At 31.2% G+C, this 24,686-nt stretch carries 32 protein-coding genes; 18 read left to right on the plus strand and 14 right to left on the minus strand.

Annotated features, from left to right (window positions below):
• From B4E59_RS02640 to B4E59_RS02655, 4 genes are all read left to right on the plus strand, one after another.
• A partial coding sequence (locus B4E59_RS02640) for a hypothetical protein (RefSeq protein WP_291047508.1) occupies positions 1–1,293 on the plus strand: 1,293 nt, incomplete at its 5' end.
• Positions 1,286–2,956, plus strand: coding sequence for a T9SS type B sorting domain-containing protein (locus tag B4E59_RS02645; RefSeq protein WP_291051171.1), 1,671 nt, complete (start codon positions 1,286–1,288; stop codon positions 2,954–2,956). The genes B4E59_RS02640 and B4E59_RS02645, both read left to right, overlap by 8 nt.
• The gene (locus tag B4E59_RS02650) at positions 2,953–3,114 is read left to right on the plus strand and encodes a T9SS type B sorting domain-containing protein (protein WP_291051174.1); all 162 of its coding nucleotides are present in this window, start codon (positions 2,953–2,955) and stop codon (positions 3,112–3,114) included. Before B4E59_RS02645 ends, B4E59_RS02650 begins: the two co-directional genes overlap by 4 nt.
• A 17-nt stretch (positions 3,115–3,131) precedes the next feature.
• The gene (locus tag B4E59_RS02655; protein WP_221854572.1) at positions 3,132–4,091 is read left to right on the plus strand and encodes a PorP/SprF family type IX secretion system membrane protein; all 960 of its coding nucleotides are present in this window, start codon (positions 3,132–3,134) and stop codon (positions 4,089–4,091) included.
• Positions 4,092–4,213: 122 nt separating this feature from the next.
• Here the strand turns inward: B4E59_RS02655 and B4E59_RS02660 are convergent, their stop codons facing one another.
• The 3 genes from B4E59_RS02660 to B4E59_RS02670 all read right to left on the minus strand — a co-directional run bounded on the left by B4E59_RS02660 (position 4,214) and on the right by B4E59_RS02670 (position 6,509).
• The gene (locus tag B4E59_RS02660; protein ID WP_291051178.1) at positions 4,214–5,155 is read right to left on the minus strand and encodes a PstS family phosphate ABC transporter substrate-binding protein; all 942 of its coding nucleotides are present in this window, start codon (positions 5,153–5,155) and stop codon (positions 4,214–4,216) included.
• Positions 5,139–5,333 carry a C4-dicarboxylate ABC transporter gene (locus B4E59_RS02665; RefSeq protein ID WP_219035204.1) on the minus strand — a complete coding sequence of 65 codons (195 nt, stop codon included), beginning with the start codon at positions 5,331–5,333 and terminating at the stop codon, positions 5,139–5,141. The genes B4E59_RS02660 and B4E59_RS02665 overlap by 17 nt, the downstream gene beginning before the upstream one ends.
• A 177-nt stretch (positions 5,334–5,510) precedes the next feature.
• A complete protein-coding gene (locus B4E59_RS02670; protein WP_291051182.1) occupies positions 5,511–6,509 on the minus strand; it encodes an energy transducer TonB in 999 nt (332 codons plus the stop codon).
• Between the two features lie 64 nt (positions 6,510–6,573).
• On the opposite strand from B4E59_RS02670, the gene B4E59_RS02675 reads away from it, so the two are divergent.
• The 9 genes from B4E59_RS02675 (at position 6,574) to B4E59_RS02715 (ending at position 15,016) form a co-directional block, all read left to right on the plus strand.
• A complete protein-coding gene (locus B4E59_RS02675; protein ID WP_291051185.1) occupies positions 6,574–7,224 on the plus strand; it encodes a peptidase associated/transthyretin-like domain-containing protein in 651 nt (216 codons plus the stop codon).
• Positions 7,225–7,335: 111 nt separating this feature from the next.
• The gene (trpS, locus tag B4E59_RS02680) at positions 7,336–8,307 is read left to right on the plus strand and encodes a tryptophan--tRNA ligase (RefSeq protein ID WP_221854568.1); all 972 of its coding nucleotides are present in this window, start codon (positions 7,336–7,338) and stop codon (positions 8,305–8,307) included.
• Positions 8,308–8,426: 119 nt separating this feature from the next.
• Positions 8,427–8,756, plus strand: coding sequence for a HesB/IscA family protein (locus B4E59_RS02685; RefSeq protein WP_180906272.1), 330 nt, complete (start codon positions 8,427–8,429; stop codon positions 8,754–8,756).
• 81 nt (positions 8,757–8,837) lie between these two features.
• A complete protein-coding gene (locus tag B4E59_RS02690; RefSeq protein ID WP_291051190.1) occupies positions 8,838–9,611 on the plus strand; it encodes a hypothetical protein in 774 nt (257 codons plus the stop codon).
• 4 nt (positions 9,612–9,615) lie between these two features.
• Positions 9,616–11,073 carry a Fe-S cluster assembly protein SufB gene (gene sufB / locus B4E59_RS02695; protein WP_114999857.1) on the plus strand — a complete coding sequence of 486 codons (1,458 nt, stop codon included), beginning with the start codon at positions 9,616–9,618 and terminating at the stop codon, positions 11,071–11,073.
• A gap of 44 nt (positions 11,074–11,117) precedes the next feature.
• Positions 11,118–11,462 carry a four helix bundle protein gene (locus B4E59_RS02700; protein WP_219035200.1) on the plus strand — a complete coding sequence of 115 codons (345 nt, stop codon included), beginning with the start codon at positions 11,118–11,120 and terminating at the stop codon, positions 11,460–11,462.
• 39 nt (positions 11,463–11,501) lie between these two features.
• Positions 11,502–12,257 carry a Fe-S cluster assembly ATPase SufC gene (sufC, locus tag B4E59_RS02705; protein WP_219035199.1) on the plus strand — a complete coding sequence of 252 codons (756 nt, stop codon included), beginning with the start codon at positions 11,502–11,504 and terminating at the stop codon, positions 12,255–12,257.
• Between the two features lie 78 nt (positions 12,258–12,335).
• Positions 12,336–13,655, plus strand: a complete 1,320-nt coding sequence (sufD, locus tag B4E59_RS02710; RefSeq protein ID WP_291051193.1) for a Fe-S cluster assembly protein SufD — start codon at positions 12,336–12,338, stop codon at positions 13,653–13,655.
• Between the two features lie 137 nt (positions 13,656–13,792).
• Positions 13,793–15,016 (plus strand): aminotransferase class V-fold PLP-dependent enzyme, encoded by a 1,224-nt coding sequence (locus B4E59_RS02715; protein ID WP_291051196.1) that lies wholly within the window; start codon positions 13,793–13,795, stop codon positions 15,014–15,016.
• A 77-nt stretch (positions 15,017–15,093) separates the two neighbouring features.
• Here B4E59_RS02715 and B4E59_RS02720 read toward each other — a convergent pair whose 3' ends face one another.
• The 3 genes from B4E59_RS02720 to B4E59_RS02730 form a co-directional block, all read right to left on the minus strand.
• A complete protein-coding gene (locus B4E59_RS02720; protein WP_125349072.1) occupies positions 15,094–15,420 on the minus strand; it encodes a single-stranded DNA-binding protein in 327 nt (108 codons plus the stop codon).
• Positions 15,421–15,500: 80 nt separating this feature from the next.
• Positions 15,501–15,884 carry a DUF3037 domain-containing protein gene (locus tag B4E59_RS02725; protein ID WP_125349073.1) on the minus strand — a complete coding sequence of 128 codons (384 nt, stop codon included), beginning with the start codon at positions 15,882–15,884 and terminating at the stop codon, positions 15,501–15,503.
• Positions 15,862–16,653: a HipA family kinase gene (locus B4E59_RS02730; RefSeq protein ID WP_219035197.1), complete on the minus strand. Its 792-nt coding sequence runs from the start codon at positions 16,651–16,653 to the stop codon at positions 15,862–15,864. The genes B4E59_RS02725 and B4E59_RS02730 overlap by 23 nt, the downstream gene beginning before the upstream one ends.
• 109 nt (positions 16,654–16,762) lie before the next feature.
• Between B4E59_RS02730 and B4E59_RS02735 the strand changes: the two genes are divergently transcribed.
• Positions 16,763–17,410, plus strand: a complete 648-nt coding sequence (locus B4E59_RS02735; protein WP_286495865.1) for a SanA/YdcF family protein — start codon at positions 16,763–16,765, stop codon at positions 17,408–17,410.
• Between the two features lie 38 nt (positions 17,411–17,448).
• Here the strand turns inward: B4E59_RS02735 and B4E59_RS02740 are convergent, their stop codons facing one another.
• The 3 genes from B4E59_RS02740 to B4E59_RS02750 form a co-directional block, all read right to left on the minus strand.
• Positions 17,449–17,979: an adenine phosphoribosyltransferase gene (locus tag B4E59_RS02740; RefSeq protein ID WP_219035195.1), complete on the minus strand. Its 531-nt coding sequence runs from the start codon at positions 17,977–17,979 to the stop codon at positions 17,449–17,451.
• A 93-nt stretch (positions 17,980–18,072) separates the two neighbouring features.
• Positions 18,073–18,501 carry an acyl-CoA thioesterase gene (locus B4E59_RS02745; protein WP_125349076.1) on the minus strand — a complete coding sequence of 143 codons (429 nt, stop codon included), beginning with the start codon at positions 18,499–18,501 and terminating at the stop codon, positions 18,073–18,075.
• 84 nt (positions 18,502–18,585) lie between these two features.
• On the minus strand, positions 18,586–18,846 hold the full coding sequence (locus tag B4E59_RS02750) for a hypothetical protein (RefSeq protein ID WP_038333588.1): 261 nt from the start codon (positions 18,844–18,846) through the stop codon (positions 18,586–18,588).
• A gap of 255 nt (positions 18,847–19,101) precedes the next feature.
• Here B4E59_RS02750 and dnaA point away from each other — a divergent pair, with 255 nt between their 5' ends.
• The 3 genes from dnaA to B4E59_RS02765 are packed head-to-tail and all read left to right on the plus strand — an operon-like array spanning position 19,102 to position 21,711.
• Complete coding sequence (gene dnaA / locus B4E59_RS02755) at positions 19,102–20,529, plus strand: chromosomal replication initiator protein DnaA (protein WP_286495871.1); 1,428 nt, start codon at positions 19,102–19,104, stop codon at positions 20,527–20,529.
• A gap of 18 nt (positions 20,530–20,547) precedes the next feature.
• Positions 20,548–20,994: a low molecular weight protein-tyrosine-phosphatase gene (locus B4E59_RS02760; protein ID WP_219034670.1), complete on the plus strand. Its 447-nt coding sequence runs from the start codon at positions 20,548–20,550 to the stop codon at positions 20,992–20,994.
• Between the two features lie 9 nt (positions 20,995–21,003).
• Positions 21,004–21,711 (plus strand): SAM-dependent methyltransferase, encoded by a 708-nt coding sequence (locus B4E59_RS02765; RefSeq protein ID WP_286495863.1) that lies wholly within the window; start codon positions 21,004–21,006, stop codon positions 21,709–21,711.
• 145 nt (positions 21,712–21,856) lie between these two features.
• Here B4E59_RS02765 and B4E59_RS02770 read toward each other — a convergent pair whose 3' ends face one another.
• The 3 genes from B4E59_RS02770 to B4E59_RS02780 all read right to left on the minus strand — a co-directional run bounded on the left by B4E59_RS02770 (position 21,857) and on the right by B4E59_RS02780 (position 22,970).
• On the minus strand, positions 21,857–22,156 hold the full coding sequence (locus B4E59_RS02770) for a type II toxin-antitoxin system RelE/ParE family toxin (RefSeq protein WP_219034672.1): 300 nt from the start codon (positions 22,154–22,156) through the stop codon (positions 21,857–21,859).
• A complete protein-coding gene (locus tag B4E59_RS02775) occupies positions 22,149–22,400 on the minus strand; it encodes a type II toxin-antitoxin system ParD family antitoxin (protein WP_219034673.1) in 252 nt (83 codons plus the stop codon). Before B4E59_RS02775 ends, B4E59_RS02770 begins: the two co-directional genes overlap by 8 nt.
• An 81-nt stretch (positions 22,401–22,481) precedes the next feature.
• Positions 22,482–22,970, minus strand: a complete 489-nt coding sequence (locus B4E59_RS02780; RefSeq protein ID WP_286495862.1) for a hypothetical protein — start codon at positions 22,968–22,970, stop codon at positions 22,482–22,484.
• A gap of 114 nt (positions 22,971–23,084) precedes the next feature.
• On the opposite strand from B4E59_RS02780, the gene B4E59_RS02785 reads away from it, so the two are divergent.
• Positions 23,085–23,459, plus strand: coding sequence for an Mpo1 family 2-hydroxy fatty acid dioxygenase (locus B4E59_RS02785; protein ID WP_286495861.1), 375 nt, complete (start codon positions 23,085–23,087; stop codon positions 23,457–23,459).
• 100 nt (positions 23,460–23,559) lie between these two features.
• Here B4E59_RS02785 and B4E59_RS02790 read toward each other — a convergent pair whose 3' ends face one another.
• Both B4E59_RS02790 and B4E59_RS02795 read right to left on the minus strand, forming a co-directional pair.
• Positions 23,560–24,198 carry an SGNH/GDSL hydrolase family protein gene (locus tag B4E59_RS02790; RefSeq protein ID WP_286495860.1) on the minus strand — a complete coding sequence of 213 codons (639 nt, stop codon included), beginning with the start codon at positions 24,196–24,198 and terminating at the stop codon, positions 23,560–23,562.
• On the minus strand, positions 24,168–24,626 hold the full coding sequence (locus B4E59_RS02795; protein ID WP_291047527.1) for an SGNH/GDSL hydrolase N-terminal domain-containing protein: 459 nt from the start codon (positions 24,624–24,626) through the stop codon (positions 24,168–24,170). Before B4E59_RS02795 ends, B4E59_RS02790 begins: the two co-directional genes overlap by 31 nt.
• Between the last annotated feature and the right edge of the window lie 60 nt (positions 24,627–24,686).

The following is a 24,686-nucleotide window of genomic DNA, read 5'->3' on the forward strand; positions in this document are numbered from 1 at the left end:
TTTTTAGGGAAGATTACACATCCTTTAATAAATAAAATTAATGATATAGTAACTTCTGGAATAACATTACCTAACGAAAGTGTAAATTCTTTTGTTCCACGTTTAATGAATTGTGAGTTCCATACAACTGGCTATTATAATTTTTATTATTACGTAGCACCGAATGATATGGATTTTGAATTTACATTGAAAGGAAATATTGATAAATTCCATTTTATGTTATGGAGACTTTCGAAAAATTCGAATCCTAATGATATTTTTGTAAGAACAGGTTCAAGTTCTAATGAATATACAACTATAAATCCAATTAGAGCTGTTTATAGTAACATAACAAAAGAGAAGGGTTTAAAGGGTGGTAAATTAAATGATTGTATATCAAATTCTACAGATGGTTTTGTAAGTGCTTTTGAAAATGGAAGTAAGTTAAAAGAAGGAGAAATTATTGTAATAGCAATTTATGGTACAGATAATCCAATTTTAGAGTTAACAATTAGTGGAGCTAAAACAGTAGATAATCTTGTTTTTGATAACCATTGTTATACAGATGATTATTTATTATCAGATGTGAAGACCAAAATTATAAATGATATTAGAGTTTCAGACCCAAGTATAAATGTTGGGAATATAGAATTTTATAAACCAGATAATACATCTACAAATGATAATATCAGCTATATTAACGGAATAGAACAAATTTTGTATGCCAGAGTTTATGATAATTCTAATAAATTAGTTTATATCTATAAATCTATAAAATTCAAATTTATTCCAGAGTTGATTTATACAGTTCAAAACAAAACAGAACAATATTGTGCTACGTCAATAACTTTTTTAAAAGAGGATTTAATTAGTAGAATATCTCCATCTATTAATTCCTCTAAATATGCAGATTATGAAGTATATGTTGATGACGCAATTGTTAATGGAAATATTCCTTTAAATAATTCTAATAATTATAGAATCAAATTAAAATATATTGGTGCTGAGTTCTGTTCTATAGATTTATTTTCAAGAGAAGTTGAATTTAAGCTAATTAACTCAAATCCTATTTTACCTTCTGGAAAATTTGCAGAAGTTTGTAATACTGAAATTTTATCAGAAGCTGAAATTTTAACTGCTTTAGGAGTTGACTCAACTATTTATCGTTTAGTGAATATGCCAACAACACCTTATAATTTTATTGGGAATGAAGCTAAGTTTAATGTTCAGATTGAAGATCGTTCTGATGCATCTTGTACAAGTAATATTGTAGAGTTTACAGTTAAGAAAAAAAACAAATGTAGATTTGGATAATTTGACTTTAACTTTTTGCAGAAGTGATTTTTATTTTTCTGAATTCCAGAAGATGATGAATGAGGTGAAAAAAAATGATAATTCAGTAACTTTAGATTTAAATTACAATGGCACAAGTTATACCGAATTGCAATTACAGAGTTTATACGATTTAATTATAAGAACGGCTACTCAAACAGATTTTAATTTATCAATCAACGGAAATAAAGCTGGTTTTTGTGAATCTACAGTTCCGTTGAAAATTACGTTAAATGCTTCTTCTATTCCTACAAAATCTTTTGAAGTTTTATTCAATCCTGGTTGTTTAGGTGTGACACAAGACTATACTTTTGAAGTAGATAAAATAAAAGAACACATTAAAGATGAATTTGGAATTTTAAACATTGCAGATTTTGATATTATTAATTTAGATGGAACACCATTTTCACCAGTTATTGTTGGTGCGAATTCTAATCAAACATTAGTTTTTAAAGTAAGGAAAGTTGGTGAAAGTTGTCTATCAGAACAAATGGAATTGATTGTAAAAACAGTTAACCAACCAAATGTAGCATCTGAAATATATTCAGATGAATTTTGCGAAGGAGAAACCTTAACAATTGATGATAATTTATTGAGAGATAATTTCGGATCAAATGTATTTGATTATAAAATTTATATTGAAGGAGTAGAATATATAAGAGGAAATCCTGTTCAAAGAGAATTAGATTTTGGTGGAAATACTTCTTTGAATATTTCCGTAGAATTTAAAAATAGATTGAGTGATACATGTTCAATGAATGTAGATTTAACTGTCAATAAAAAACCTGATTTAATTGTCGATGAAACTTATACATTTACAAACGAAATTGTTTACTGTGAAGGTGAAGATGAAAATGCAAAAAATCAAATTAAAGCAATTTTAGATTACATCAAATCGCAATATCCAACATTGGTTTCTAAATCATCAGTTGACGAAATTTATAATCAATTTAATTCAGAAGAAGGTTTTGTGAATATTAATTTTGATGATCCAAATTATTGTGGTATTGCAACGATTAAGTTTTATTACAAAATAAATACTTTGCCAACAATAACAGTTTCACCAACGGGAGAAGTTTGTTCAGGAGACTTGTACAATTTAGATTTTACAACTCAAACAGATTACGATAAGTATTATTATGAGGTAGAAAAAGAAGATGGAACTAGAATTTTAGGAACATATATTTTTGAGCTTGATGCAGGTAATTATAAAATTACAATTGAAGATAAATTATCGGGTTGTTCTATTGTTAAAACGTTAGTTGTTTCTCTTTCAGTATTGCCTACAATTGATAAAATTACAATCAACGAAAAAAGTATAATTGTTTCTGCAAAAGGAAATGGAAAGTTAGAATATGCGTTGTTTGATTCTGATGGAAAAGTAATTGTAGATTGGCAAACAAAGAATGAATTAATTATTCCAGATAATATCAAAAATAATAATTTTACAGTAAGAGTAAGATTGAATAATTGTGGAGTTTCGGAGCGTAAAAATGTTATTTACCTTGCTTTACCAAATGTTGTAACACCAAATAATGATGGTTTTAATGATATTTGGCAACCAATGACAAAAGATGGTAAAGTTACCGATACATCAAATTCGTACAAATTGATTATTTTTGACCGTACGGAAAACAGATATTGACACAAGAAGGAACAGATATTATAAAATGGGACGGAACGCTAAATGGTAAACCTGTTGCAGATGGGACATATTGGTATTTGTTAGAATTCTCGAAGCAATCAGATGATTTGCAAGTTTTATATTCTGGTAGTATATTAGTTAAACGAAAAATCAATTAATTGATTGAAAAATATTTATGAAAAAAATAACACTATTCATATTAACACTATTTTCACTTTCGAAAATAGAAGCACAACAAGGGTTACCGTTTTACAATCATTATTTGGTGAGCGATAAAATGTTAATTAATCCTTCGTACGCAGGACAAGACCCGAATGTGATTTCTATAACAGGAACGCATCGCAATCAGTGGGACGATTTACCTGAAAGTCCAAGTACACAAACGGTAAGTGCTCACGGAATTATTGTAGATCGTTTGGCGTTGGGAATGCAATTTTTCAACGATAGAAATGGGGCAGTTAAAATGACTGGTTTCGGAATTAATGCAGCATATCACATTCCTATTGATGATAGAAGTTATGATGGAGACGAAATCAATGTTTTCTCTTTCGGTGTTGGTGCTTCTAATGTTTCGCAACGTTTTGATTATTCAAAAATTATCGCAGAAGATCCGAATGACCCTGCTTTACAAGAAGATAAATATTCTACATATTTTGCGAATTTGGGATTATCTTTCAAATATGCTGGTTTCTCCGCTGGAGTGTCGGTTTTGGATATTCCGTTAAGCCAAAATGTGTATTATGTGAACAATGTAGAGCCTTTGCCAACGTGGTATTATTTCAATGTTGGATATAAATGGAACGTTTCCGAAGGAATTGCGTTAGAACCTTCTTTGGTGTATAATTTGAACTCGAATTCGGAGCGTCATTTGGATATAAACTTGATGTCGCATATTGGTTTTGGAGACAATAATCAAGGCGTTGATATTGGAGTAGGGTACAAGCAAGGAATGGATTCTAAAAATAGCAATCCGTTGTTTGTTTCACCAATCCTAAAGTTTAAAGTTGGTTCTTTAAAAGCTGGAATTTCCTACGATATTGGTTTATCAGATTATCAAGTTGATGGTCGCAAGAACGGAATGTTATTTAGTTTAGGTTTCGATTTGCAAAATCCGTGGGGAGCAAGATTTGATTAATGAAAAGGAATTATATAAGAATTTTTCACCATAAATTGATGATTATAAAATTTATAAATTACGATTTTAATAATCGTTTCAATAACCAAAAAAAACCTTCCATTTCGGAAGGTTTTCTGTTTTTATTGTAAGGGTTGTTCTATATTATTAATCTGAACTTCACGTTTATAAATATAATAAGGTTGAAGACTTTCGCGTGTTACAATTTTTTGTCCACGTTGCGAACCTGCAAACCTTGTGAAACCAGCTCCAATTCCGAAACCAACTTCATTTTTCAAAATATAAATTTGACGATAAAAAGGATAAACACCATATTTCAAATTCGGAATAGTTGGCAATGCTAAATTTCCTTTATCATCTGCAATTGATAATATTTTTACCTTTTTAAGATATTCTTCAACTTTTGGATTTCCTTTGTCACTCAAAATATTCAATCCAATAATTCCGATTGCAGTTTTATCTTTTTGCACATAATCAATCACTTTTTCAGCATCACCCATCGCTGTTACTTTCGCTCCATTTTCTACAGATAATTTCAGTTTATCATTTATTGTATTGAAATTCGCTGAGTTTGGATGATCGTAAACAAACGTTATTTTCGGATCTTTTTTGTATAAATTGTCCTTAATACTATTTACCGTAATAGAATTGATTGGATTATCAACAGAAGTAATAAAAACTGTAGCGTCCAAAGCAATAACAGACGAAATATATTTGGTTGTTGTTTTGTCGAATAAATGTTGTTGTTGTGCTTTTGTAAGCGGTTTACTTACCATCAAAACAGGAATTTTACCTTCGTAAAAATCTTTGATTGCTTTTTCTTCAATTTCTTCGTTAATCGTAATTTTCACATCTGGATAATCAACCATGTACATATCTGCCAACGACTGCGCCAAATTTTTAAAACTTGGATCTACCGTCATTGCCAAATCTCCATATTCGTGCAAAGCGCGCTTTACAGCAGTTTTTTGTTCTGCTTTTGTTGTTTTTTCCTTGTCTTTACAACTAAAAGTAGAAAAAATAAGAAAGGCCGAAAGTGAAAGTAAACTAATTTTTTTGATCATTTTTATAAGATTTTATACCGCGATAAACACGAAAAGCGCCATAAACAATAAATAAAATACCCAATAACATCGCTTTTGTTTCATCTAATTTGATGATGAAAAACTGATATTTCCAAGTAAAAATTCCGATCAAAAAATAACCGAAACCAATCAATCCGTAAACAATATTCTTATTCATAATTCGCGACGAAGTTACAATTTTATTGTGTTAAGATTGACTTAAAACTTAAATTTTATACGACAAATATGCATTTAAAAGAACTTTTTCTGAATAGATATTCAATTTCTTAAACAATAGAAACCATCACACTCAAAAAAATGAATGCAATGGTTTCAGAAAGAAAAGTATTATTAATTATTCGTTTGTTTGAAATCTAACAGGAATTGAAAAGATTAAATTTGCATCCGAACCATCTTCTAACTTTGCAGGCGTTATTTTTTTACCTTTTCTTAGAATTTGTTTATTGATACGTTCTAACGCAGATTTAGCTTCTTTCCCTAAATCTTGATTACTTCCGCTTAATGGTTTTACTTGCGAGATTTCTCCATTTTTGTTTACAATAAATTGCATTTTTGCAATCGCTGAACCAATATTATTTCGAGAAGCAGTTTCGGCAAAATCACTTAATTCTCCACCTAACTCTTTCGAGATTTTATCACTCATACATTTTGTTAAAGCTGCATTTCCTTTTTTGCTCTCACTTTCACAACCAGGATAAATTGCCATTACTGCAGCATTTTTCGCTGTAATTGCAACATCAGGTTTTTTAGGTTCTGGAGTTTTTGGACCTTCTGGAATGTCCGTATTTTGTTTACCTACTTTATTTCCTTCGTCACTTACTTCTCCACCACCAACTTGTCCATTAGATTTATCACCATTTCTATCAAAAACGCCTAAATCTTTTCCTTTTAGTTCGTCAACAGATTTTATAGTTTCTTCAACTTTCGGACTCTCTGTTGGAGTCGGAATAATATGTTTCGCCTGATCTGTTTTCAATTGAATTGTTTTTTCTTCCATCGGTGGATCTTCTTTTGGAGGAGTTACTTCTTCTATTTTTTTATCAGGAGGAGTCACATTATCTAAAATAACAATTACACCATCATCTTTTTTTGTTATTTCATTATTCATTGTTTTATTATTTGCATAAATAGTTCCACCAGTAATTAATGCAACAATACCAATCCCTACAAAAAGAGACTTCATCAAATCTTGGCTTGCAACTTGTCTTAGTTGATACGCACCATATTCTTTGTTTCGATTTTCGAAAAGAATGTCTAAAAAAGCTTTGTTACTCATATCAATATAATTTAAGGTTAATGAATCTTTTTTCTTTATAGATTCATCTTTTTGCATAAAGGTTGGTTGAGGTTTGAAAAATTTTCGAAAAAAGTTTAATTTTATTGAAAAGTAGATTTTTATGCAGCTACAAATTGATAAAAAATGTAATCAAAATTGGAACGAAATGGCTGATACAAACGCACAACAAAAGTTTTGTGATGTTTGTTCAAAATGTGTTCACGATTTGGATCATTATTCATTCAAAGAATTAAAAACTTTTCTGAATGATAATCCTGCCGCTTGTGTAAAAATTAAAACTAGAAATTTAGAACAGTTTAATTCATACGAAGCTTCAAAATCTATTTCTAATCAATCCAAAAGATGGTTACAACTTTCTTCTTTAGTTGGATTTTTGAGCTTTTCAACTATTATAAAAGCACAAACTGAGAATGATTCGATTATTGTACAAGGAATTATTAATGATGGTAATGGTTTTCCAGAATATGATATTCCTGTGAACCTTAAAAATTCGAAAAATATTGTATATACAAATGAAAATGGTGAGTTTAAAATAAAAGTTCCGAAAAACCAAGATTCTTATACATTAGAATATGGTAGTTTTGGAATTAAAGAATTTACTTTTACAAACCCTTCTGTGTGTCAAAATATAAAAACAGAAACTGGAGATGTTCTTTTAGGTGAAGTTGTTTATCATAAGAAATCACTTTTCTTTAGAAAAATAGGTCGCACAATCACATGGCCATTTCGACAAATTGGGAAGATTTTTTAGTTGATCCATATGTTTTTCGTCATTCTTGTCAATTAATTCAAATAAACTTCTCGTTACAATTGGTGCATTTCGTTGATTAAGTTTATCTTTGTTCCTTAAATTTTTAAACAAATGCCAAGAATACTTACAGGAGTTCAAGCTACTGGAACTCCGCACTTAGGAAATATTTTAGGAGCAATTTCTCCCGCAATCGAATTAACGGAGAAAGAAGGAAATGACTCTTTCATTTTTATTGCTGATTTACACGCTTTAACGCAAATTAAAGACGCGGAAGTGTTAAAACAAAATACGTACGAAGTGGCTGCAACTTGGCTGGCATTAGGTTTAGATCCTTCGAAAGTAGTTTTTTACCGTCAATCTGATGTGACTGAAACAACAGAATTAACATGGTATTTATTGAACTTCTTTCCATTTCAACGTCTTACTTTAGCGCATTCTTTCAAGGATAAAGCAGATTATTTAGCAGATGTAAATGCTGGATTATTTACGTATCCAATTTTGATGGCTGCGGATATTTTATTGTATGATGCTGAAGTTGTACCTGTTGGGAAAGATCAATTGCAACATTTAGAAATTACACGTAGTGTTGCCGAAAAATTCAATCACCAAATGGGAGAAAATTTTGTTTTACCACAAGCTGCAATCGACGAAAATATTATGTTGATTCCAGGAACTGATGGAAACAAAATGTCTAAATCAAGAAATAATTTCATCAATATTTTCTTACCAGAAAAACAATTGCGCAAGCAAGTAATGTCGATTGAAACGGATTCAACGCCATTAGAAGATCCAAAAAATCCAGATACAGACAATGTTTTTGCTTTATACAAATTATTGGCAACGCCAGAACAAATAGAGGAAATGCGTCAAAATTATTTGAATGGAGGTTACGGATATGGTCATGCAAAACAGGCTTTATACGAATTGATTTTAGAGAAATATGCTGATGCGCGTACTAAGTTTGATGAATTGATGAATGATAAAGTGACTTTGGATGCATTTTTAGAAAATGGAGCATTGAAAGCAAGAGGTGTTGCACAAAAAGTATTGAAACGTACACGAAACAAATTGGGATTGAAGTAATTTGATCCAATTGTAAGTTGGCGATAAATAATATAACTTAAGCGATTGTTAATATTTATATCGTTCATTATTTGAAGTCATTTTAAATAAGTACCTTTGCAATATAAAATTAGAATCAAATGATTAAGGTTTCAGAATCAGCAAAAAATAAAATAATTTCACTTTTACAAGAAGAAGGAACTTCTATCGAAGAATCTTTTGTTCGTGTAGGAGTTACGAGTGGAGGATGTTCAGGTTTAAACTATAATTTAGAGTTTACGAAAGAACAAAGTGCAGATGACAAATTGTTTGACGACAATGGCGTAAGAATTTTGGTTGACAAAAAATCATTTTTATACCTTGTTGGAATGACATTAGAATATTCAGGAGGATTGAATGGAAAAGGTTTCGTATTCAATAATCCAAATGCATCGCGCACGTGCGGTTGTGGAGAAAGTTTTGCTGTTTAAGATGAAAAAAATAGCTTTATTTGTTACGTTTTTGATTGGTTTTGTTGCTTTTGGACAAAATACAATTGTAGAAAAGATTTGATGGTTTTTCAACCAACCGAATCTTCAAAAAAATTGAATAAAGCTTATTCAGAACAACTATTTTTCGGTTTGTTTAATGTAAAACCTTTTATAAAAGCGTTGGATTTAGACGAATCAAAAATCAAAACAATCACCATTACCAATGCATCAAACAAAAAAGTTGCGTACAAAGCAAATTATGATGCGACAGGAAATCTTCTTGATTTTGAATTGACAGATGAGGTTGCAACACCAACTAAAGTAAGTTATACGTACAAAGATGGTGTAATTTCTGCCGAAACAATAGCAAGAAAAGGAAGTGAAGTAAAAACAAATCAATTCTTTTATGACCAAGAAAATATGTATGTCAAAAACGGAAATAAACTATTTGATATCATTTGGTTAGAAGGAGATGTGATGTTGAAGAAAACCTATATGGAGCAGAAAATTGGTTTCGAAGATCGATTAATGCACGATTGTAGAATTACAAAATCATTAGGTCAAGACATTAATAAGATTTGTTATAGCAATTCGACATTTCAGGTGCCATTCAAAATAAAAGAATATACACCAGATGTTGCGCAAAAAACAGAAAAAATTAATTTGGTAGAAGGACCTTGGTCAGAAATTAAATTAATTGCTCAAAATAAATATCAGATTTCGAAAAATAATCAACCACAATTTGAGGTGATTTTAGATCAAAATCAACGATTAAAAGAATTCAAATTTTTAGGAAATAAAGCTGATAAACAGCAACCTTTACAGTTTAATTTTACCTATACATTTTATAAATAATAAGATGAGTAACACAAAATATACAGAAGACGATCTACGTGAAGATCTTGCTAGCCAAAAGCAATATGAGTTTGGTTGGACGACTGAAATGGAATATGAAGAATTCCCAGTTGGATTGAATGAAGATATCGTGCGTGCTATTTCAGCCAAAAAAGAGGAGCCTGAGTGGATGACGGAATGGCGTTTGGAAGCTTACCGCGCTTGGGTTAAAATGGAAGAACCAGAATGGGCAAACGTAACTTACGAAAAGCCAGATTTTCAGGCTATTCAGTATTATGCAGCTCCAAAACCAAAGAAAGAATTAGCAAGTTTAGACGAAGTTGATCCTGAATTATTAAAGACTTTCGAGAAATTAGGAATTTCTTTAGATGAACAAAAACGTTTGTCTGGAGTTGCGATTGATGTGGTTTTTGATTCAGTTTCAGTAAAAACAACTTTCCGCGAAACATTAGCAGAAAAAGGAATTATTTTTATGTCAATTTCGGAAGCAATTAAAGAACATCCAGAATTGGTGAAAAAATACATTGGTAAAGTAGTTCCGCCAACAGATAACTTTTATGCAGCTTTAAACTCGGCAGTTTTCTCGGACGGATCATTCTGTTATATTCCAAAAGGTGTTCGTTGTCCAATGGAATTATCAACGTATTTCCGTATCAACTCTGCAGGAACAGGACAGTTTGAGCGTACTTTATTAATTGCGGACGAAGGTGCTTATGTTTCGTATTTAGAAGGTTGTACAGCGCCAATGCGTGATGAAAACCAATTACACGCTGCTGTGGTTGAGTTAATCATTATGGATGATGCTGAGATCAAATATTCTACTGTACAAAACTGGTATCCTGGTGATGATAAAGGAAAAGGTGGAGTTTTCAACTTTGTAACAAAACGTGCAGTTTGCGAGAAAAATGCAAAAGTATCGTGGACGCAAGTTGAAACAGGTTCTGCGGTAACATGGAAATATCCATCTTGTATCTTAAAAGGAGATAATTCGGTAGGTGAGTTTTACTCAATTGCGGTAACAAATAATTATCAACAAGCGGATACAGGAACAAAAATGATTCACATCGGTAAGAATACGAAATCGACAATTATTTCGAAAGGTATTTCTGCTGGTAAATCTCAAAACTCTTACCGTGGTTTGGTGAAAGTGATGAAAAACGCTGAAGGAGCACGTAACTTCTCTCAATGTGATTCATTGTTGATGGGTAACGAGTGTGGTGCGCATACTTTCCCTTACATCGAAATCGAAAATAAATCGGCTCAATTAGAACACGAAGCAACAACTTCTAAAATTGGTGAAGATCAATTGTTCTATTGTAATCAACGTGGTATCGATACTGAAAAAGCGATTGCATTAATCGTAAACGGATTTAGCCGCGAAGTATTAGACAAATTACCAATGGAGTTTGCCGTTGAAGCGAAAAAATTATTAGAAATCTCATTAGAAGGTTCTGTAGGATAGTTATTAATAATGAGTTGATGTGATAATTTGTTAATGAGTTAATGATGGAAAAAGATAATATCATTTTAAAATTAACTTTAGAATTTTCACTATTAATTATAGAATATTGTGAAGAACTTGAATTGGATAAGAAATTTGTTATTTCAAATCAATTATTAAAATCAGGAACTTCAATAGGAGCAAATATTAGAGAAGCTCAAAACGCTGAAAGCTTGAATGATTTTATTCACAAGTTTAAGATTGCAGCAAAAGAAATTGATGAAACCAAGTATTGGTTAGAATTATGTCAATTATCTAAAAATTATCCAAATACAGAAAGTTTATCTGATAAATTGGTAAACATTTCTAAAATTGTGAATAAAATTATAAGTACATCAAAATCAAGATAATTAAAGAATTATCACATTAACTAATTTACAAATTAGATTATGTTATTAAATATAAAAGACTTACATGCTCGTATCGAAGAGCGCGAAATTTTAAAAGGTTTAAACCTTCAAATTAATCCAGGTGAAGTTCACGCGATTATGGGACCTAATGGTGCAGGAAAATCAACTTTATCTAACGTTATTACAGGTAAAGAAGATTACGAAGTAACCGATGGTGATATCGAGTTTGATAATGAATCAATCTTAGAATTAGCACCAGAAGAAAGAGCACAAAAAGGAATTTTTATGTCTTTCCAATATCCAATCGAAATTCCTGGAGTTTCTGTAACAAACTTCATCAAAACTTCTATCAACGAAACGCGTAAAGCGCAAGGTTTAGAAGAAATGGGAGCTTCTGAAATGTTGAAAGAAATTCGTGCAAAAGCTGAATTATTAGGAATCAAAAAAGATTTCTTATCTCGTTCGCTTAACGAAGGTTTCTCTGGAGGTGAGAAAAAACGTAACGAAATTTTCCAAATGTTAATGTTAAACCCAAAATTAGCCATCTTAGATGAAACTGATTCTGGTTTAGATATTGATGCTTTACGTATTGTTGCGGATGGTGTAAACGAATTCAAAAATGAAAACAATGGAGTGTTAGTAATTACACACTACCAACGTTTATTAGACTATATCGTTCCTGATTTTGTACACGTTTTAGCAGACGGAAAAATCATTAAATCTGGTGGTAAAGAATTAGCTTTAGAATTAGAAGCAAAAGGTTACGACTGGGTAAAAGAAGAAGCAGGAATCTAAACATTTTGTAAAATGTAAAATGTATTAAGTCCAAAGTACTTTTTACTTCTTACATAATACATTAATACAATATCTAAAATGATTGATTTAAAAGAAAATTTAGTTTCTCGTCATTTAGTGTTCAACGAAAAAAACAAAGTGAATAAAGAAATCGAAGGTTTACGTCAAGAAGCCATCGAAATCTTTAATCAAAAAGGTTTTCCGACACGTAAAGACGAAGAATGGAAATATACAAATCTTGCTCCTTTGTTGAAGGTGGATTACAAATTGTTCCCAGAAGACGAAGTTGCAATTGAGTACAAAGACATCAAGAAATATTTGATTAATGATATCGATACGTACACAATCGTATTCATTAATGGAAAATATTCTTCGTTTTTGTCAAATACAACACATGATGAAGCTGATATTTGTGTCTTGTCAAGCGCAATGCATAAAACAACTCATCAAGCTGTAATTGAGAATTATTACGGAAAAATTGCGAAAAAAGGTGAAAGTTTAGTTGCTTTAAATACAGCTTTTGCAAAAGATGGAGCTTACATTTATGTTCCAAATAATGTAATTTTATCTAAGCCAATTCAGATTGTTTATTTCTCAACAGGAGCTTCTCAAGAAGCGATGTATCAACCACGTAATTTGGTTGTAGTTGGAGATAATGCGCAAGTTCAAATTATCGAAAGACATCAAACATTAGACGAAAAAGCAAACTTAACAAATGTTGTTTCGGAGGTGAATGTTGGACGTAATTCTGAGATTCATTGGTACAAATTCCAAAATGATTCTAACGATGCTTCTTTAGTTGATAATACATACATCAATCAAGAAAGAGATTCTCGTGCAAATGTATTTACGTTTGCTTTTGGAGGAAAAATTGTTCGTAACAATTTGAATTTCTTCCAGAATGGAGAAAATTGTAACTCTGTAATGGACGGAATTACGGTGATTGATGGAAAACAACATATCGATCATCATACATTTGTGGAGCATAATTTCCCGAATTGTGAGTCGCACGAATTGTACAAAGGGATTTATGATGAGAAAGCACAAGGTGTTTTCAATGGTAAAATCTATGTACACAAAGAAGCACAAAAATTGAATGCATTCCAACAAAATAATAATGTTTTATTATCTGATGGAGCTTCAATTAATACAAAACCTCAATTAGAGATCTTTGCTGATGATGTAAAATGTTCACATGGATGTACAGTTGGGCAATTAGAAGAAGAATCTTTATTCTATATGCAACAACGTGGTATTCCAAAAAAAGAAGCGAAAGCAATGTTATTGTATGCTTTTGCTGCAGACGCTTTACGACATGTGCAAATTCCACAAATCTCAAATCGAGTAAACGCTATAATTGCAAAAAAATTAGGGGTTAGTTTAGATTTCGAATTATAAAATATAGTTCTGAGTTATACGTAATAAGTTTTAAGTAGAACTTATTTTGAAATATAAAGTAAGTATTTGAAACTATTTTTGAATACTTACTTTTTTATTACACATAGCTCACAACTCATCACTCAAAACTTAAAAAAATGTCAATAGATATTCAACAAATAAGAAGTCAATTTCCAATTTTAGAGAGAGAAGTCAATGGAAAGCCATTGGTTTATTTAGATAATGGTGCAACTTCTCAAAAACCGAAAGTTGTTTTAGATGTTTTGGACGAATATTACGAAAAGTACAATGCAAATGTACACCGTGGAATTCATACATTAAGTCAAGAAGCAACAGATTTGATGGAAGAATCGCGTCGTAAGATTCAGAAATTTATCAATGCGAAACACGATTACGAAATTATTTTTACGCGTGGAACAACGGAAGGAATTAATTTAGTTTCTAATTCACTTCGTAATATCCTAACAGCGGATGATGAAATTATTATTACCGAAATCGAGCATCATTCTAACATCGTTCCTTGGCAATTGTTGTGTCAGCGAACTGGTGCTAAATTGAAATATATTCCGTTAACTGCAGAAGGTATTTTGGATATTGAGAAGTTGGATGATTTATTGACAGATAAAACCAAATTAGTTTGTGTTAATCAAGTTTCGAATGCTTTAGGTGTTGTAAATCCGATCAAAACTATTATTGAAAAAGCACATGCAAAAGGTGCTTGGGTTTTGATTGATGCGGCGCAATCTGCTCCACATACGGTTATTGATGTACAAGCAATGGATTGTGATTTCTTGGTTTTTTCTGGACACAAAATGTATGGTCCAACTGGAATCGGTATTTTGTATGGAAAAGAAGATATCTTGAATGAATTACCACCTTTCCACGGAGGAGGAGAGATGATAAAAGATGTAACGATGGAAGTTTCGACTTATGCTTGTTTACCTTTCAAATTTGAGGCAGGTACACCAGATATTGCAGGGATTATCGGTCTTGGAGCTGCTGTAGGTTTTATCAATTCTATCGGAATGCAAACGATTCACGATTACGAAAAAGAATTAGTAGATTATACAATTCAGCGTTTATCAGAATTTGATGAAGTGGAGATTTATGCAAAAGATGCAGAACATTCTGGTGCAGTTTCTTTCAACTTAAAATTTGACGGCGTTCATTCATCTGATGTCGGAATGATTTTGGACAAAAAAGGAATTGCTGTTCGAACTGGTCATCATTGTGCACAACCAATTATGCAGCATTTCAATATTCCGGGAACGGTACGCGCTTCATTCGCTGTTTATAATACAAAAGAAGAAATAGATACATTTATCGAAGGTCTAAAAACCGCGATTCGAATGTTAGGATAATTCATATTCCAAATTTATTTTGGAATCTTATAAAATAATAAAAGGGAAACATCACTGTTTCCCTTTTATTTTAAACGCTAAAGAAGTACAATTTCATCAATTATAATTTCTGTAATCGTTTTTTGTTGACCATCTTTATCTTGATAATCTCGGTAAGTCAATTTGCCTTCTATAGCAAGTTGCTTCCCTTTTTCTACATGTTTTTCGATCACATTTACAATTGGTCCGTAAGCAACTAAATTGTGCCACGTCGTTTGCTGAACTTTCTCACCTTTGCTATTTGTGTAGCTTTCGTTCGTTGCTAGACTAAATTTTGTAAACTTCTTTTCGTTTTCTAATGTTTTAACATCAGGATTGCTACCAACATTCCCAATTAGCTGAACTTTGTTTCTTAATGTACTCATGGCGATAAATAATTTAAAATTAATGTATGACCAAATTTAAGAAAATATTTTTAAAACATTCGTTTTTAAGCGTTTAACTTTTATAAAACATGTTCTTTATATAATTGATCCAAGGTTTTATCAAGGTTTGTTGTTTTACCAGGATGCGGACGAGAACTTTGGATAGACGAACTTCTGACAGCTGTTAACCAACGAAAACGTTCAGGGGTTTCGAAATTAGATACAGCAGATTCGGGATGAATTCCTTCGGCAATTTTAGACAAAGCATTCAAATTACTGTCAATAAAATCAAGATCTAATTCGTGGCAAAAAGCATTGATTCTACTATCATTAATAAAATATTTTACTTTCAAATAATCTTCTTTTTTCGAAAATAAAATTACTCCAACATTGATAAACTCTTCGCGTTCAACTTTAGGAACCAAACGAAGAATTGCATACTCATATAAGATTTTTTCTGGCATTATTCGCTTCGTTTATAAAAAGTTCGGAATGTTGTAATCGTGTTTTGATAAATGTTTTGTAAACCGTTCTCATTTCTTCGTGAGTAGCATGTGTAACTTCTGTTTCTAACCATTCATCAGGAATCAAATCGACAATTTTATCAATGATTTCATCATTCAAAATCGCTTTAAATTCTGTATCAACTTCTTCAAGTTTTGTAGCATTTTTCAATAGAACATGGTCTTTAATTGGCGTAAAGGGTGCAAGAGCTGCTTTTTCCCAATTGTCCCACGAATGATGAAAATAATAGGAAGCACCATGATCAATCAACCACAATTCTTTGTGCCACATTAACATATTTGTATTGCGAAAAGTACGATCAACATTCGTCAAAAAAGCATCTAACCAAACAATTTGAGAAGATAATTTATCATCAATTTTCATTACAGCAGGATCATAATTGATTGCACCAGATAAATAATGCAAAGCCAAATTAGTTCCTTCGCTAAATTTTAACAAATCCTGAATTTCTTCATCAGCTTCGGATTGACCAAAATATTCGTCCAAATTTGCAAAAACTAATTCAGGAACTTTAAATCCTAAAACACGTGCAATTTCTCCTCCTAATAATTCAGAAATCAGCATGCGAGGACCATGACCAGCACCTTTAAATTTTAAAACATATTTAAAACCGTCATCTGCATCAGCTAGTGCAGGCAAAGAACCACCTTCGCGCAAAGGTTGCAAATAGCGTTCAACGGTAACTGTTCTTAACTCAATCTCATTCATTCTCTAAAATTACGATGAAAAATTTAAAATAATTTTCACATTTATAATTTTTAAATATCACTAAACTTATAGACTGTTGAATGTTAAAATTTTTTAAAACAAAAGATAGTTGAGTAAACTTGTAAAAATAGGAAGATTTGTAATGCGTAAAAGTATGTTTATCGCTGGATTAATAGCGGTTTTTACTTTGATCGTTGCATTGATTATTCAAGTTTTTACTTCGTATTACATTTACAATTATCAAGGAAATATTCCGTCAGATTATCGTGTGGCAGTTGTTTTTGGTGCAAAAGTGCAAGCTAATGGACAACCAACTCGTTTTTTGAAAGATCGTTTGGATGCTGCAATTCGACTTTACAAAGAGGATCAAGTGGATGTAATTTTACTTTCTGGAGAAAAACTTCACGAGAATTTTAATGAAATTGATGTGATGGAAAAATACTTGTTGGATAGAGGTGTCAAAATTGAAGATACTTATCTAGATGGAGCAGGTTTGGATACATATAGCACAATCTACAGAACCAAAAATATTTATCAATTTGATAAAGTGATTTTAATTTCTCAATCTTATCATCTCAAAAGAGCGCTTTTCTTAGGAAAAGTTTTCGGATTGGATTGTATTGGATATAATGCGGATAGCGGACCTTATAAAACGGAAGGTAAACAGAGTTTTAGAGAAATTTTAGCGAATATAAAAGCTTTGTTGGATATTGGTAATGAAAGAGCGCCAGAAGTGATTATAGCGCCTAAAAAATAAAAAAAACTCCGCTCAAAATTTTGAGCGGAGTTTTTAGTTTAATATTCTGTTAAAGTAACAATATCAGTTGTAAAAGATGTTAATTTATCTTTACCATGTAGGAAAGTTAAATCAACAATAAAAGAAAACTGTGTTGTTTTTCCACCACATTTTTCTACCAATTTAGCACAAGCTTCGGCAGTTCCACCAGTTGCTAAAACATCGTCGTGAATTAGAACTCGCGCACCATCTTTGATGTAATTCGAATTTACTTCGATAGTTGCTTGTCCATATTCCAAATCATAAGATTGACTAATTGTTGGAGGAGGTAATTTACCAGCTTTACGAATTAATACAAAAGGAACTTTTAATTTTTGTGCAATCTGAATTCCGTACAAAAATCCACGGCTTTCAATTCCACAAACAATATCCACTTTACCTTTTGCTTTTTCTACAAAAGCGTCTACAATTTCATTCGAAAGTTCAGAATTTAAGAACAATGGAGTAATGTCTTTGTAGACAATTCCTTCTTTTGGAAAATCGATAACGTCTACAATCGTTTGATTGATTTTTTCTTGAAGTGTTGACATTCGTTTTTAATCATGTTTTGTTAAGGAACAAATTTAATGAGAAATCATTTGCAAGAATTTGTTTTAACGAATAATTAATGATTCTAAATAATATTATAAACCTAAACTTGTCCAAATACGTTCTGGAATACGAACAGGACGACGAGTTTCGGCATCAATACAACATAAAATAGTGTATCCTTGATTAATTATTTTTCCCACTTCATTATATATATTGTAATCAAATCGAATGCGAACACCTTTGTCACGCTCATGAACTGTTGTTTCAATTTCGATTAATTCATCGTACAAAGCGCTACCAATATATTTTGTATGCATTTCAATAATTGGCATCTGAATTCCCATTGCTTCCAATTCAGCATAAGGAAAACCACGTTTGCGCATCAATTCTACACGACCAATTTCATAAAACTCAGGATAATTTCCATAATAAACCACTTTCATTTGATCGGTGTGTTTATATAGAATACGAGTTTTGGTGCGAAAAACATTTAATTGTTCGGTTTCTTCTATCTTCTCCATAATTTTCTAAAACATCATTTTAATCTTCAAAAGTAGAGAACAAAAAAAAGACTTTATCATTAATTATATAAAAAATGAAAAAGTCTATTCAGTAATTTTTTTGTAATCCATCCAACTAAAAGAAGTTTGCGAAGAATCTTTTTGCTCTTCTTTTAAGAAATCATATTGAATTTGAATAATTGTTTTGAAAGTAGGATTTGCTATTTCATAATAAAAAGTCCTTACATTTTTTTCTTCACCTTGTTCAATTCGTAAAAGAGAAAAATTATTTTTGATGCCCAAATCATTTAAATGATTTTCTACTTTGATAATTGCGAAGTCAATTTTTTCTTGTGTAATTTCCATAGTGATACAAAAATAAGAATTAATAGTTTTATAAGCTAAAATATGTCCGAAAAGATTATCTTTGCAGTATTTTTATTTTATCTAAAACTACTTATTGATTATTTTTAATTATACAAAGTATTTTTTAATATATCAATACCTAAATCATTTTTTTTATTCAAAATTTGTTCACAATTTTGTAGAGAAGGGTTGATGAAAATTTAACATTGACTTTCAGTATTTTACATTAAAACTTAAGCACTTTTGGACAATATTATGACGATAACTGCAAATTCTGTGTGGGAAAAATGCTTGTCTTTTATAAAAGACAACATTGCAGAAGATGCCTTCAATACTTGGTTTGTACCGATACGTCCGGGCAAACTAAATAATAATGTTTTAACAATACAAGTACCAAGTAAATTTTTTTACGAATGGTTAGAGGAGCATTATATCAAAATTTTAAAAAGTGCCTTACAAAAAGAATTAGGTTCTGATGCAAAATTGGTATACAGTATTTTGATGGATCAAAAGTCGCAAGGACGTGAGCCATTCACGGTACGTATTCCAAGTTCGAACAAAGAAAAACCTCGCCCACAAGAGGTAGAAGCGCCAATTAATTTGCAAGCTGGTAAAATGATGAATCCTTTCGTTATTCCAGGATTGCAAAAATTAAAAATTGATTCGCAATTAAATCATAATTATACATTCAATAATTTTATCGAAGGAGAATCAAACCGATTAGCACGTGCGGCTGGTCGTGCGATTGCCAAACGCCCAGGAGGAACTTCGTTCAATCCACTATTCATCTATGGTGGAGTAGGGTTAGGAAAAACTCATTTGGTGCATGCGATAGGTTTAGAAGTAAAAGATTTACACCCAGAGAAAACTGTTTTGTATGTTTCAACTGAGAAATTTACACAACAATTTATTGAAGCTGTAAAAAATAATAATCAAAATGATTTCATTCACTTTTATCAAATGATTGATGTTTTGATTATGGATGATATTCAGTTTTTATCTGGAAAAGCAAAAACGCAAGAAGTTTTTTTCCATATATTTAACCATTTACATCAAAGAGGAAATCAGATTATTTTGACTTCGGATAAATCTCCAGCAGATATTCAAGATATGGAAGATCGATTAATTTCTCGTTTCAAATGGGGATTATCAGCCGATTTGCAAAACCCTGATTACAATACACGTCTTTCAATTTTGAAACAAAAATTAGAAAACGATGGTATCGAATTTCCTGATGAAGTAATGGATTATATCGCACAAAATATTGATACAAATGTGCGTGAATTAGAAGGTTCATTAAACTCAATCATTGCGCAAGCAACGTTGAATAAACGTGAAATTACCTTAGATTTAACATCACGTACGTTATCTAAATTAGTACAAACAGCTCGCAAAGAAATCTCGATTGATTACATTCAGAAAACAGTTTGTGAATACTTTAAAGTGAAGATTGAAGATATTCAGTCAAAAACACGTAAACGTGATGTCGTACAAGCGCGTCAATTAGCAATGTATTTTGCAAAACAATATACAAAAGCGTCTTTGGCAAGTATTGGAACACAAATCGGTAAACGTGATCACGCAACAGTTTTACACGCTTGTAAAACAGTGAAAAATTTACAAGAAACGGACAAGCAATTTCGTGGTTATATTGAAGATATTTCACGTAAAATTTCAGATTAATCTATAAATATTTTTTCAATGAAAATTTTGATGGTTTGTTTAGGTAATATTTGTCGTTCTCCGTTGGCAGAAGGAATTTTACAATCAAAGGTTGGCGACAATCATTTGGTAGATTCTGCTGGTACGGGTGATTGGCATGTTGGTGAACAACCAGATAGACGCTCGGTTGCGGTTGCTAAAAAATATGGTGTTGATATTTCTGATCAACGTGCAATGCATTTCAATCCAATTTTTTTCGATGAGTTTGATTTAATCTTTGCAATGGATAAACAAAATTTAATTAATTTGCAACAATTAGCTCGAAGCGAAGAGGAGCAAAGTAAAATCAAATTGATCTTGAAAGATGGAATAGGGCAAACGCAAAATGTTCCTGATCCTTACTACGATGGAGAAGATGCTTTCGAGCATGTTTATCAATTATTAGATGAAGCCACAGACGGAATCATCAAAAAATATAATCTTTAAAATTATACAATGAAAACGGCTAAAGTTTATTTGATTCCTTCACTTTTAGGTGAAAGCGAACACAGTAGAGTATTGCCTTTATACAATCTTGACATTATTCGAGCAATTGATACGTTTGTGGTAGAAAACGAAAAATCTGCACGTAAATTTATCAAACAAGTTTGCCCCGAAAAAGTTCAAGCCGATTTAGATATTTACATTCTAAACAAAGATACAGAGCCAGAAGAAATGTTAGATTTGATCAAATTATTTGATCAAAACAAAACGATCGGAATTATTTCCGAAGCTGGTTTGCCTGCGGTTGCAGATCCGGGTGCGCAGTTGGTAAAAGTTGCGCAACAGAAACGCATCCAGGTAGTTCCTTTGGTTGGTCCATCGTCGATTTTGTTGGCGTTAATGGCTTCTGGAATGAATGGTCAAAACTTTGCTTTTCACGGTTATTTACCAATCGATAAAACAGAACGTAAAAAGAAATTAGCGCATTTGGAAGCTGAAAGCGCGAAAACGGGAATTGCTCAAATTTTTATGGAAACGCCTTATCGTAACAATCAAATGGTAGACGATTTAACGAAGATTCTTCGTGCCGAAACCAAGATTTGTGTCGCGTGCCACATTACATTAGAGGACGAAGATATCCGCACGTTATCGATCAAAGAGTGGAAAAATGAAAAGTATGATTTTCATAAACGTCCTGCTATTTTTGTGATGCAAGCTTAAAATTTTATAATATAGATCAACACTTCGTGTTGCTTTTCACGAGTCGTTTATCCAAAGTAAATAAAATAGCCAACTTGAAAAAGTTGGCTTTCTCGTATAATCGTTTTTTGCGGTGAAAATAGTTGAAGTGAGAAAATTAAAAAGTTTATTCTTTTATACGATTCTTCAAATCCATTTCCGCACCGAGAATTCTTGTTATTTCAATTTCATCTTTAGTTAGAATTCTATAAAAGATAATGTGTTGATTGGCTAAAAATCCGTAAAGTTCAGAATTAATCTCACTATAATTTCTTCCAATCATGGGGTTTTCGGCTAATAACTGACAAAAATTGATTAGTTCTTCATAATATTTATCCGCTTGATTCTGTGACCACAATTCAAACGTATATTCATATATTTTCGAAAGATCTTCAACAGCTTTATTTGTCAAGAAATACTTAGCCATTATTTTTTATTTTGGCTTTCAAAGTTTCGAGGTGTTTTTTTGCATCAAAATCCTCTGCAATTCCACTATCTATACCTTCTTGTATCGAATTTTTCAATAACTGAATTTTATCTTCTTCTTCTTCCAAAAGTCTCAAACCAGCTCTAATAACCTCACTTGCATTTTTGTATCTTCCTTGAGAGACTTTTGTATCAACAAATTCTTCAAAATAATTTCCCAAAGAAACAGATGTATTTCGTCCCATAACGTCTTATTTAGTTTAATAAAATAAAGTTACCAAATTTTGGTAACTATTGCTAATGTTTTAATATTGAATTTGTTTTATTTAGAAAATAGGTGGTATAGGATTCTCAATTTTATTTCTTTTTATATAATAAACTGTCATTAAAATGATACATAATGTAGCGATTGTAGTTATTCCGGTTAAAAAATAGTAGGTGGTTTTGTGCGTATTATAACTTAATAAAATTTTATTTTCTTTCTCTATTTGAACTATATCCAAGTTATTTTTATTAGAATTTGAAGGTGAAAAATATACTTTTACTTTGTCACCGTGACTAATATTATTATCAAGCTCTGAATAATTTTTAGTCATTTTGTATACTGCGAGATTTTGAGGATAATTAGAAAGTTTTAAAAAGAATATTTTAGAATTTTTGTTTGAATTTATAATACCTTTATTTGTTATTATACCTTCAACTTGCGAATATTTAGATAAATCTTTAGAAGCTTGATTATAAAAAATATAAGTTAGTAGGGTAAAGAGTGTGATACCAAATAGTATTGCAAATACATTTATAATTTTTGTAAACATTAATTGGATTTTGTAAGATATTTCAAGTTATATTCAAATTTACAACTATAATTTTGGTTTTAAAGTTTAATAATCAAACAAATTCAACCTATATTTAAGTTAAAATCATCCAATATGAGAAAAATAGAACAACTTTTTAGTGAATATGGAGAAAGTCATCAAAATGGAACAAACAAAACTATTCATTGGATTTGTGTTCCTTTAATCTTTTGGACGATTCTTGGTTTTATATCCTACATTCCAGCGCCGCATTTGTATGTTCAGAACTTTGGTTATATCAGTATAGCTTCAATCATTGCATTGGTTATTGTTTCAATATTTTATTTTAGATTATCGGTTGTCGTTGGTTTCATTATGATTTTTCTAATGTTGATTATGGAATATTTTATTTCGTTGTGCAATGTGCAATTCGGTACAAAATCTTGGTTAGTTTATTTGGTAGTATTTATTATCACGTGGATTTTACAATTCGTTGGACACAAAATATAAGGGAAGAAGCCAAGTTTTCTCAAAGATTTACAATTTTTGTTGGTTGGTCCTATTTGGTTGTTAGGTTTTATTTTGAGAAAAGTTGGTATAAAGTATTAATCTATTTCTTACTCAAAATTTCATTTACTTTTTTCTCAATGGCCTCTGATAATCTGCTAAAACCTAAATCATTTGGATGAATTCCGTCTGTAGAACCTTCGTTATCCGAACCAATTAAATTATCACCTTTCAATAAATACAAATCTTTTATGCCTTCTTTTATCAACGCATCGTATTGGGCTCGATAGGTTTGATTTTGTCTTGTCATATCTTCGTGAGCGATTAAATCAAATTTACTCATTGGTCGAATCAAGCTTTCTACCATCAAGATTGGTGTTTTTGGATGATATTTTCGGAGTAATTTGACGAACGGAATTGTTCTACTTTTGATCTCTTCGGGTGAACTATTTGGAACACAATCCAAGATAAACAAATCAACCCCTTGAATATCTTTGATCATTTCAGCCAATTCAATTTCAATTTTTGCACTTCCACTCAAATCAAGATTAATGAATTCATAGCCTGTTTTTCGTGTTAAAATAGAAGGATAATTCATTCCAGGACGACTTGCCGAAGCACCTTGCACAATGCTTGAACCATAAACCACGATTTTCTTTTTATACGCAATCGGTTGATTGATAAAATTAGCGGAAGCATCAATTCCTATTTTTAAATCTGTAATTTCGTTCCAAAGTGGCAAATAAAGTATGAATTCCTTTTCTGTCTTTGATAAATTCTTGACGATATCAATTCACTTTTGATATTTTGCTGATTTGGTAAAGCCGCACCTGCAAAAATCCACTTTCCGTTTTCTTTGATATACAAATCCAACCCACGCGCCATAATTCCAGTTGTATTCGCGCCCAAATAAGTAGAACGAGTTGTCCAATCCAGTTTTATTTGTGAAGTATTCGATTTGAATGTAACATATAATCCAGCGGGAGCAGTAAATAAACCTTTTACTTTTTCAGGAAGATTTGCGTATTTGTTGGTATCGATTCTATGGTAAAAAGGTGTATTATCAAAGGCTTTTCCTTGTACAGTAAATTCTTTGTTCGTGATATATTTGATTTGTCCAACTACGTGAAAAGAACAAATAAGTGCAAAAAACAGAAAGAATTTTCTCATTGGTTATAATTGATTAAAGGTTAAAATTAAAAAAAGACTTCCAATTTGGAAGTCTTTTTT

Source organism: Empedobacter sp. UBA2044 (genome assembly GCF_002333005.1).
Classification (GTDB): domain Bacteria; phylum Bacteroidota; class Bacteroidia; order Flavobacteriales; family Weeksellaceae; genus Empedobacter; species Empedobacter falsenii_B.

Coding starts and splice junctions, on each gene's coding strand:
- B4E59_RS02655 (WP_221854572.1), top strand. CDS start 3,132: ATGAAAAAAATAACACTATTCATATTAACACTATTTTCACTTTCGAAA.
- B4E59_RS02660 (WP_291051178.1), bottom strand. CDS start 5,155: ATGATCAAAAAAATTAGTTTACTTTCACTTTCGGCCTTTCTTATTTTT.
- B4E59_RS02665 (WP_219035204.1), bottom strand. CDS start 5,333: ATGAATAAGAATATTGTTTACGGATTGATTGGTTTCGGTTATTTTTTG.
- B4E59_RS02670 (WP_291051182.1), bottom strand. CDS start 6,509: ATGCAAAAAGATGAATCTATAAAGAAAAAAGATTCATTAACCTTAAAT.
- B4E59_RS02675 (WP_291051185.1), top strand. CDS start 6,574: ATGCAGCTACAAATTGATAAAAAATGTAATCAAAATTGGAACGAAATG.
- trpS (WP_221854568.1), top strand. CDS start 7,336: ATGCCAAGAATACTTACAGGAGTTCAAGCTACTGGAACTCCGCACTTA.
- B4E59_RS02685 (WP_180906272.1), top strand. CDS start 8,427: ATGATTAAGGTTTCAGAATCAGCAAAAAATAAAATAATTTCACTTTTA.
- B4E59_RS02690 (WP_291051190.1), top strand. CDS start 8,838: ATGGTTTTTCAACCAACCGAATCTTCAAAAAAATTGAATAAAGCTTAT.
- sufB (WP_114999857.1), top strand. CDS start 9,616: ATGAGTAACACAAAATATACAGAAGACGATCTACGTGAAGATCTTGCT.
- B4E59_RS02700 (WP_219035200.1), top strand. CDS start 11,118: ATGGAAAAAGATAATATCATTTTAAAATTAACTTTAGAATTTTCACTA.
- sufC (WP_219035199.1), top strand. CDS start 11,502: ATGTTATTAAATATAAAAGACTTACATGCTCGTATCGAAGAGCGCGAA.
- sufD (WP_291051193.1), top strand. CDS start 12,336: ATGATTGATTTAAAAGAAAATTTAGTTTCTCGTCATTTAGTGTTCAAC.
- B4E59_RS02715 (WP_291051196.1), top strand. CDS start 13,793: ATGTCAATAGATATTCAACAAATAAGAAGTCAATTTCCAATTTTAGAG.
- B4E59_RS02720 (WP_125349072.1), bottom strand. CDS start 15,420: ATGAGTACATTAAGAAACAAAGTTCAGCTAATTGGGAATGTTGGTAGC.
- B4E59_RS02725 (WP_125349073.1), bottom strand. CDS start 15,884: ATGCCAGAAAAAATCTTATATGAGTATGCAATTCTTCGTTTGGTTCCT.
- B4E59_RS02730 (WP_219035197.1), bottom strand. CDS start 16,653: ATGAATGAGATTGAGTTAAGAACAGTTACCGTTGAACGCTATTTGCAA.
- B4E59_RS02740 (WP_219035195.1), bottom strand. CDS start 17,979: ATGTCAACACTTCAAGAAAAAATCAATCAAACGATTGTAGACGTTATC.
- B4E59_RS02745 (WP_125349076.1), bottom strand. CDS start 18,501: ATGGAGAAGATAGAAGAAACCGAACAATTAAATGTTTTTCGCACCAAA.
- B4E59_RS02750 (WP_038333588.1), bottom strand. CDS start 18,846: ATGGAAATTACACAAGAAAAAATTGACTTCGCAATTATCAAAGTAGAA.
- dnaA (WP_286495871.1), top strand. CDS start 19,102: ATGACGATAACTGCAAATTCTGTGTGGGAAAAATGCTTGTCTTTTATA.
- B4E59_RS02760 (WP_219034670.1), top strand. CDS start 20,548: ATGAAAATTTTGATGGTTTGTTTAGGTAATATTTGTCGTTCTCCGTTG.
- B4E59_RS02765 (WP_286495863.1), top strand. CDS start 21,004: ATGAAAACGGCTAAAGTTTATTTGATTCCTTCACTTTTAGGTGAAAGC.
- B4E59_RS02770 (WP_219034672.1), bottom strand. CDS start 22,156: ATGGCTAAGTATTTCTTGACAAATAAAGCTGTTGAAGATCTTTCGAAA.
- B4E59_RS02775 (WP_219034673.1), bottom strand. CDS start 22,400: ATGGGACGAAATACATCTGTTTCTTTGGGAAATTATTTTGAAGAATTT.
- B4E59_RS02780 (WP_286495862.1), bottom strand. CDS start 22,970: ATGTTTACAAAAATTATAAATGTATTTGCAATACTATTTGGTATCACA.
- B4E59_RS02785 (WP_286495861.1), top strand. CDS start 23,085: ATGAGAAAAATAGAACAACTTTTTAGTGAATATGGAGAAAGTCATCAA.
- B4E59_RS02795 (WP_291047527.1), bottom strand. CDS start 24,626: ATGAGAAAATTCTTTCTGTTTTTTGCACTTATTTGTTCTTTTCACGTA.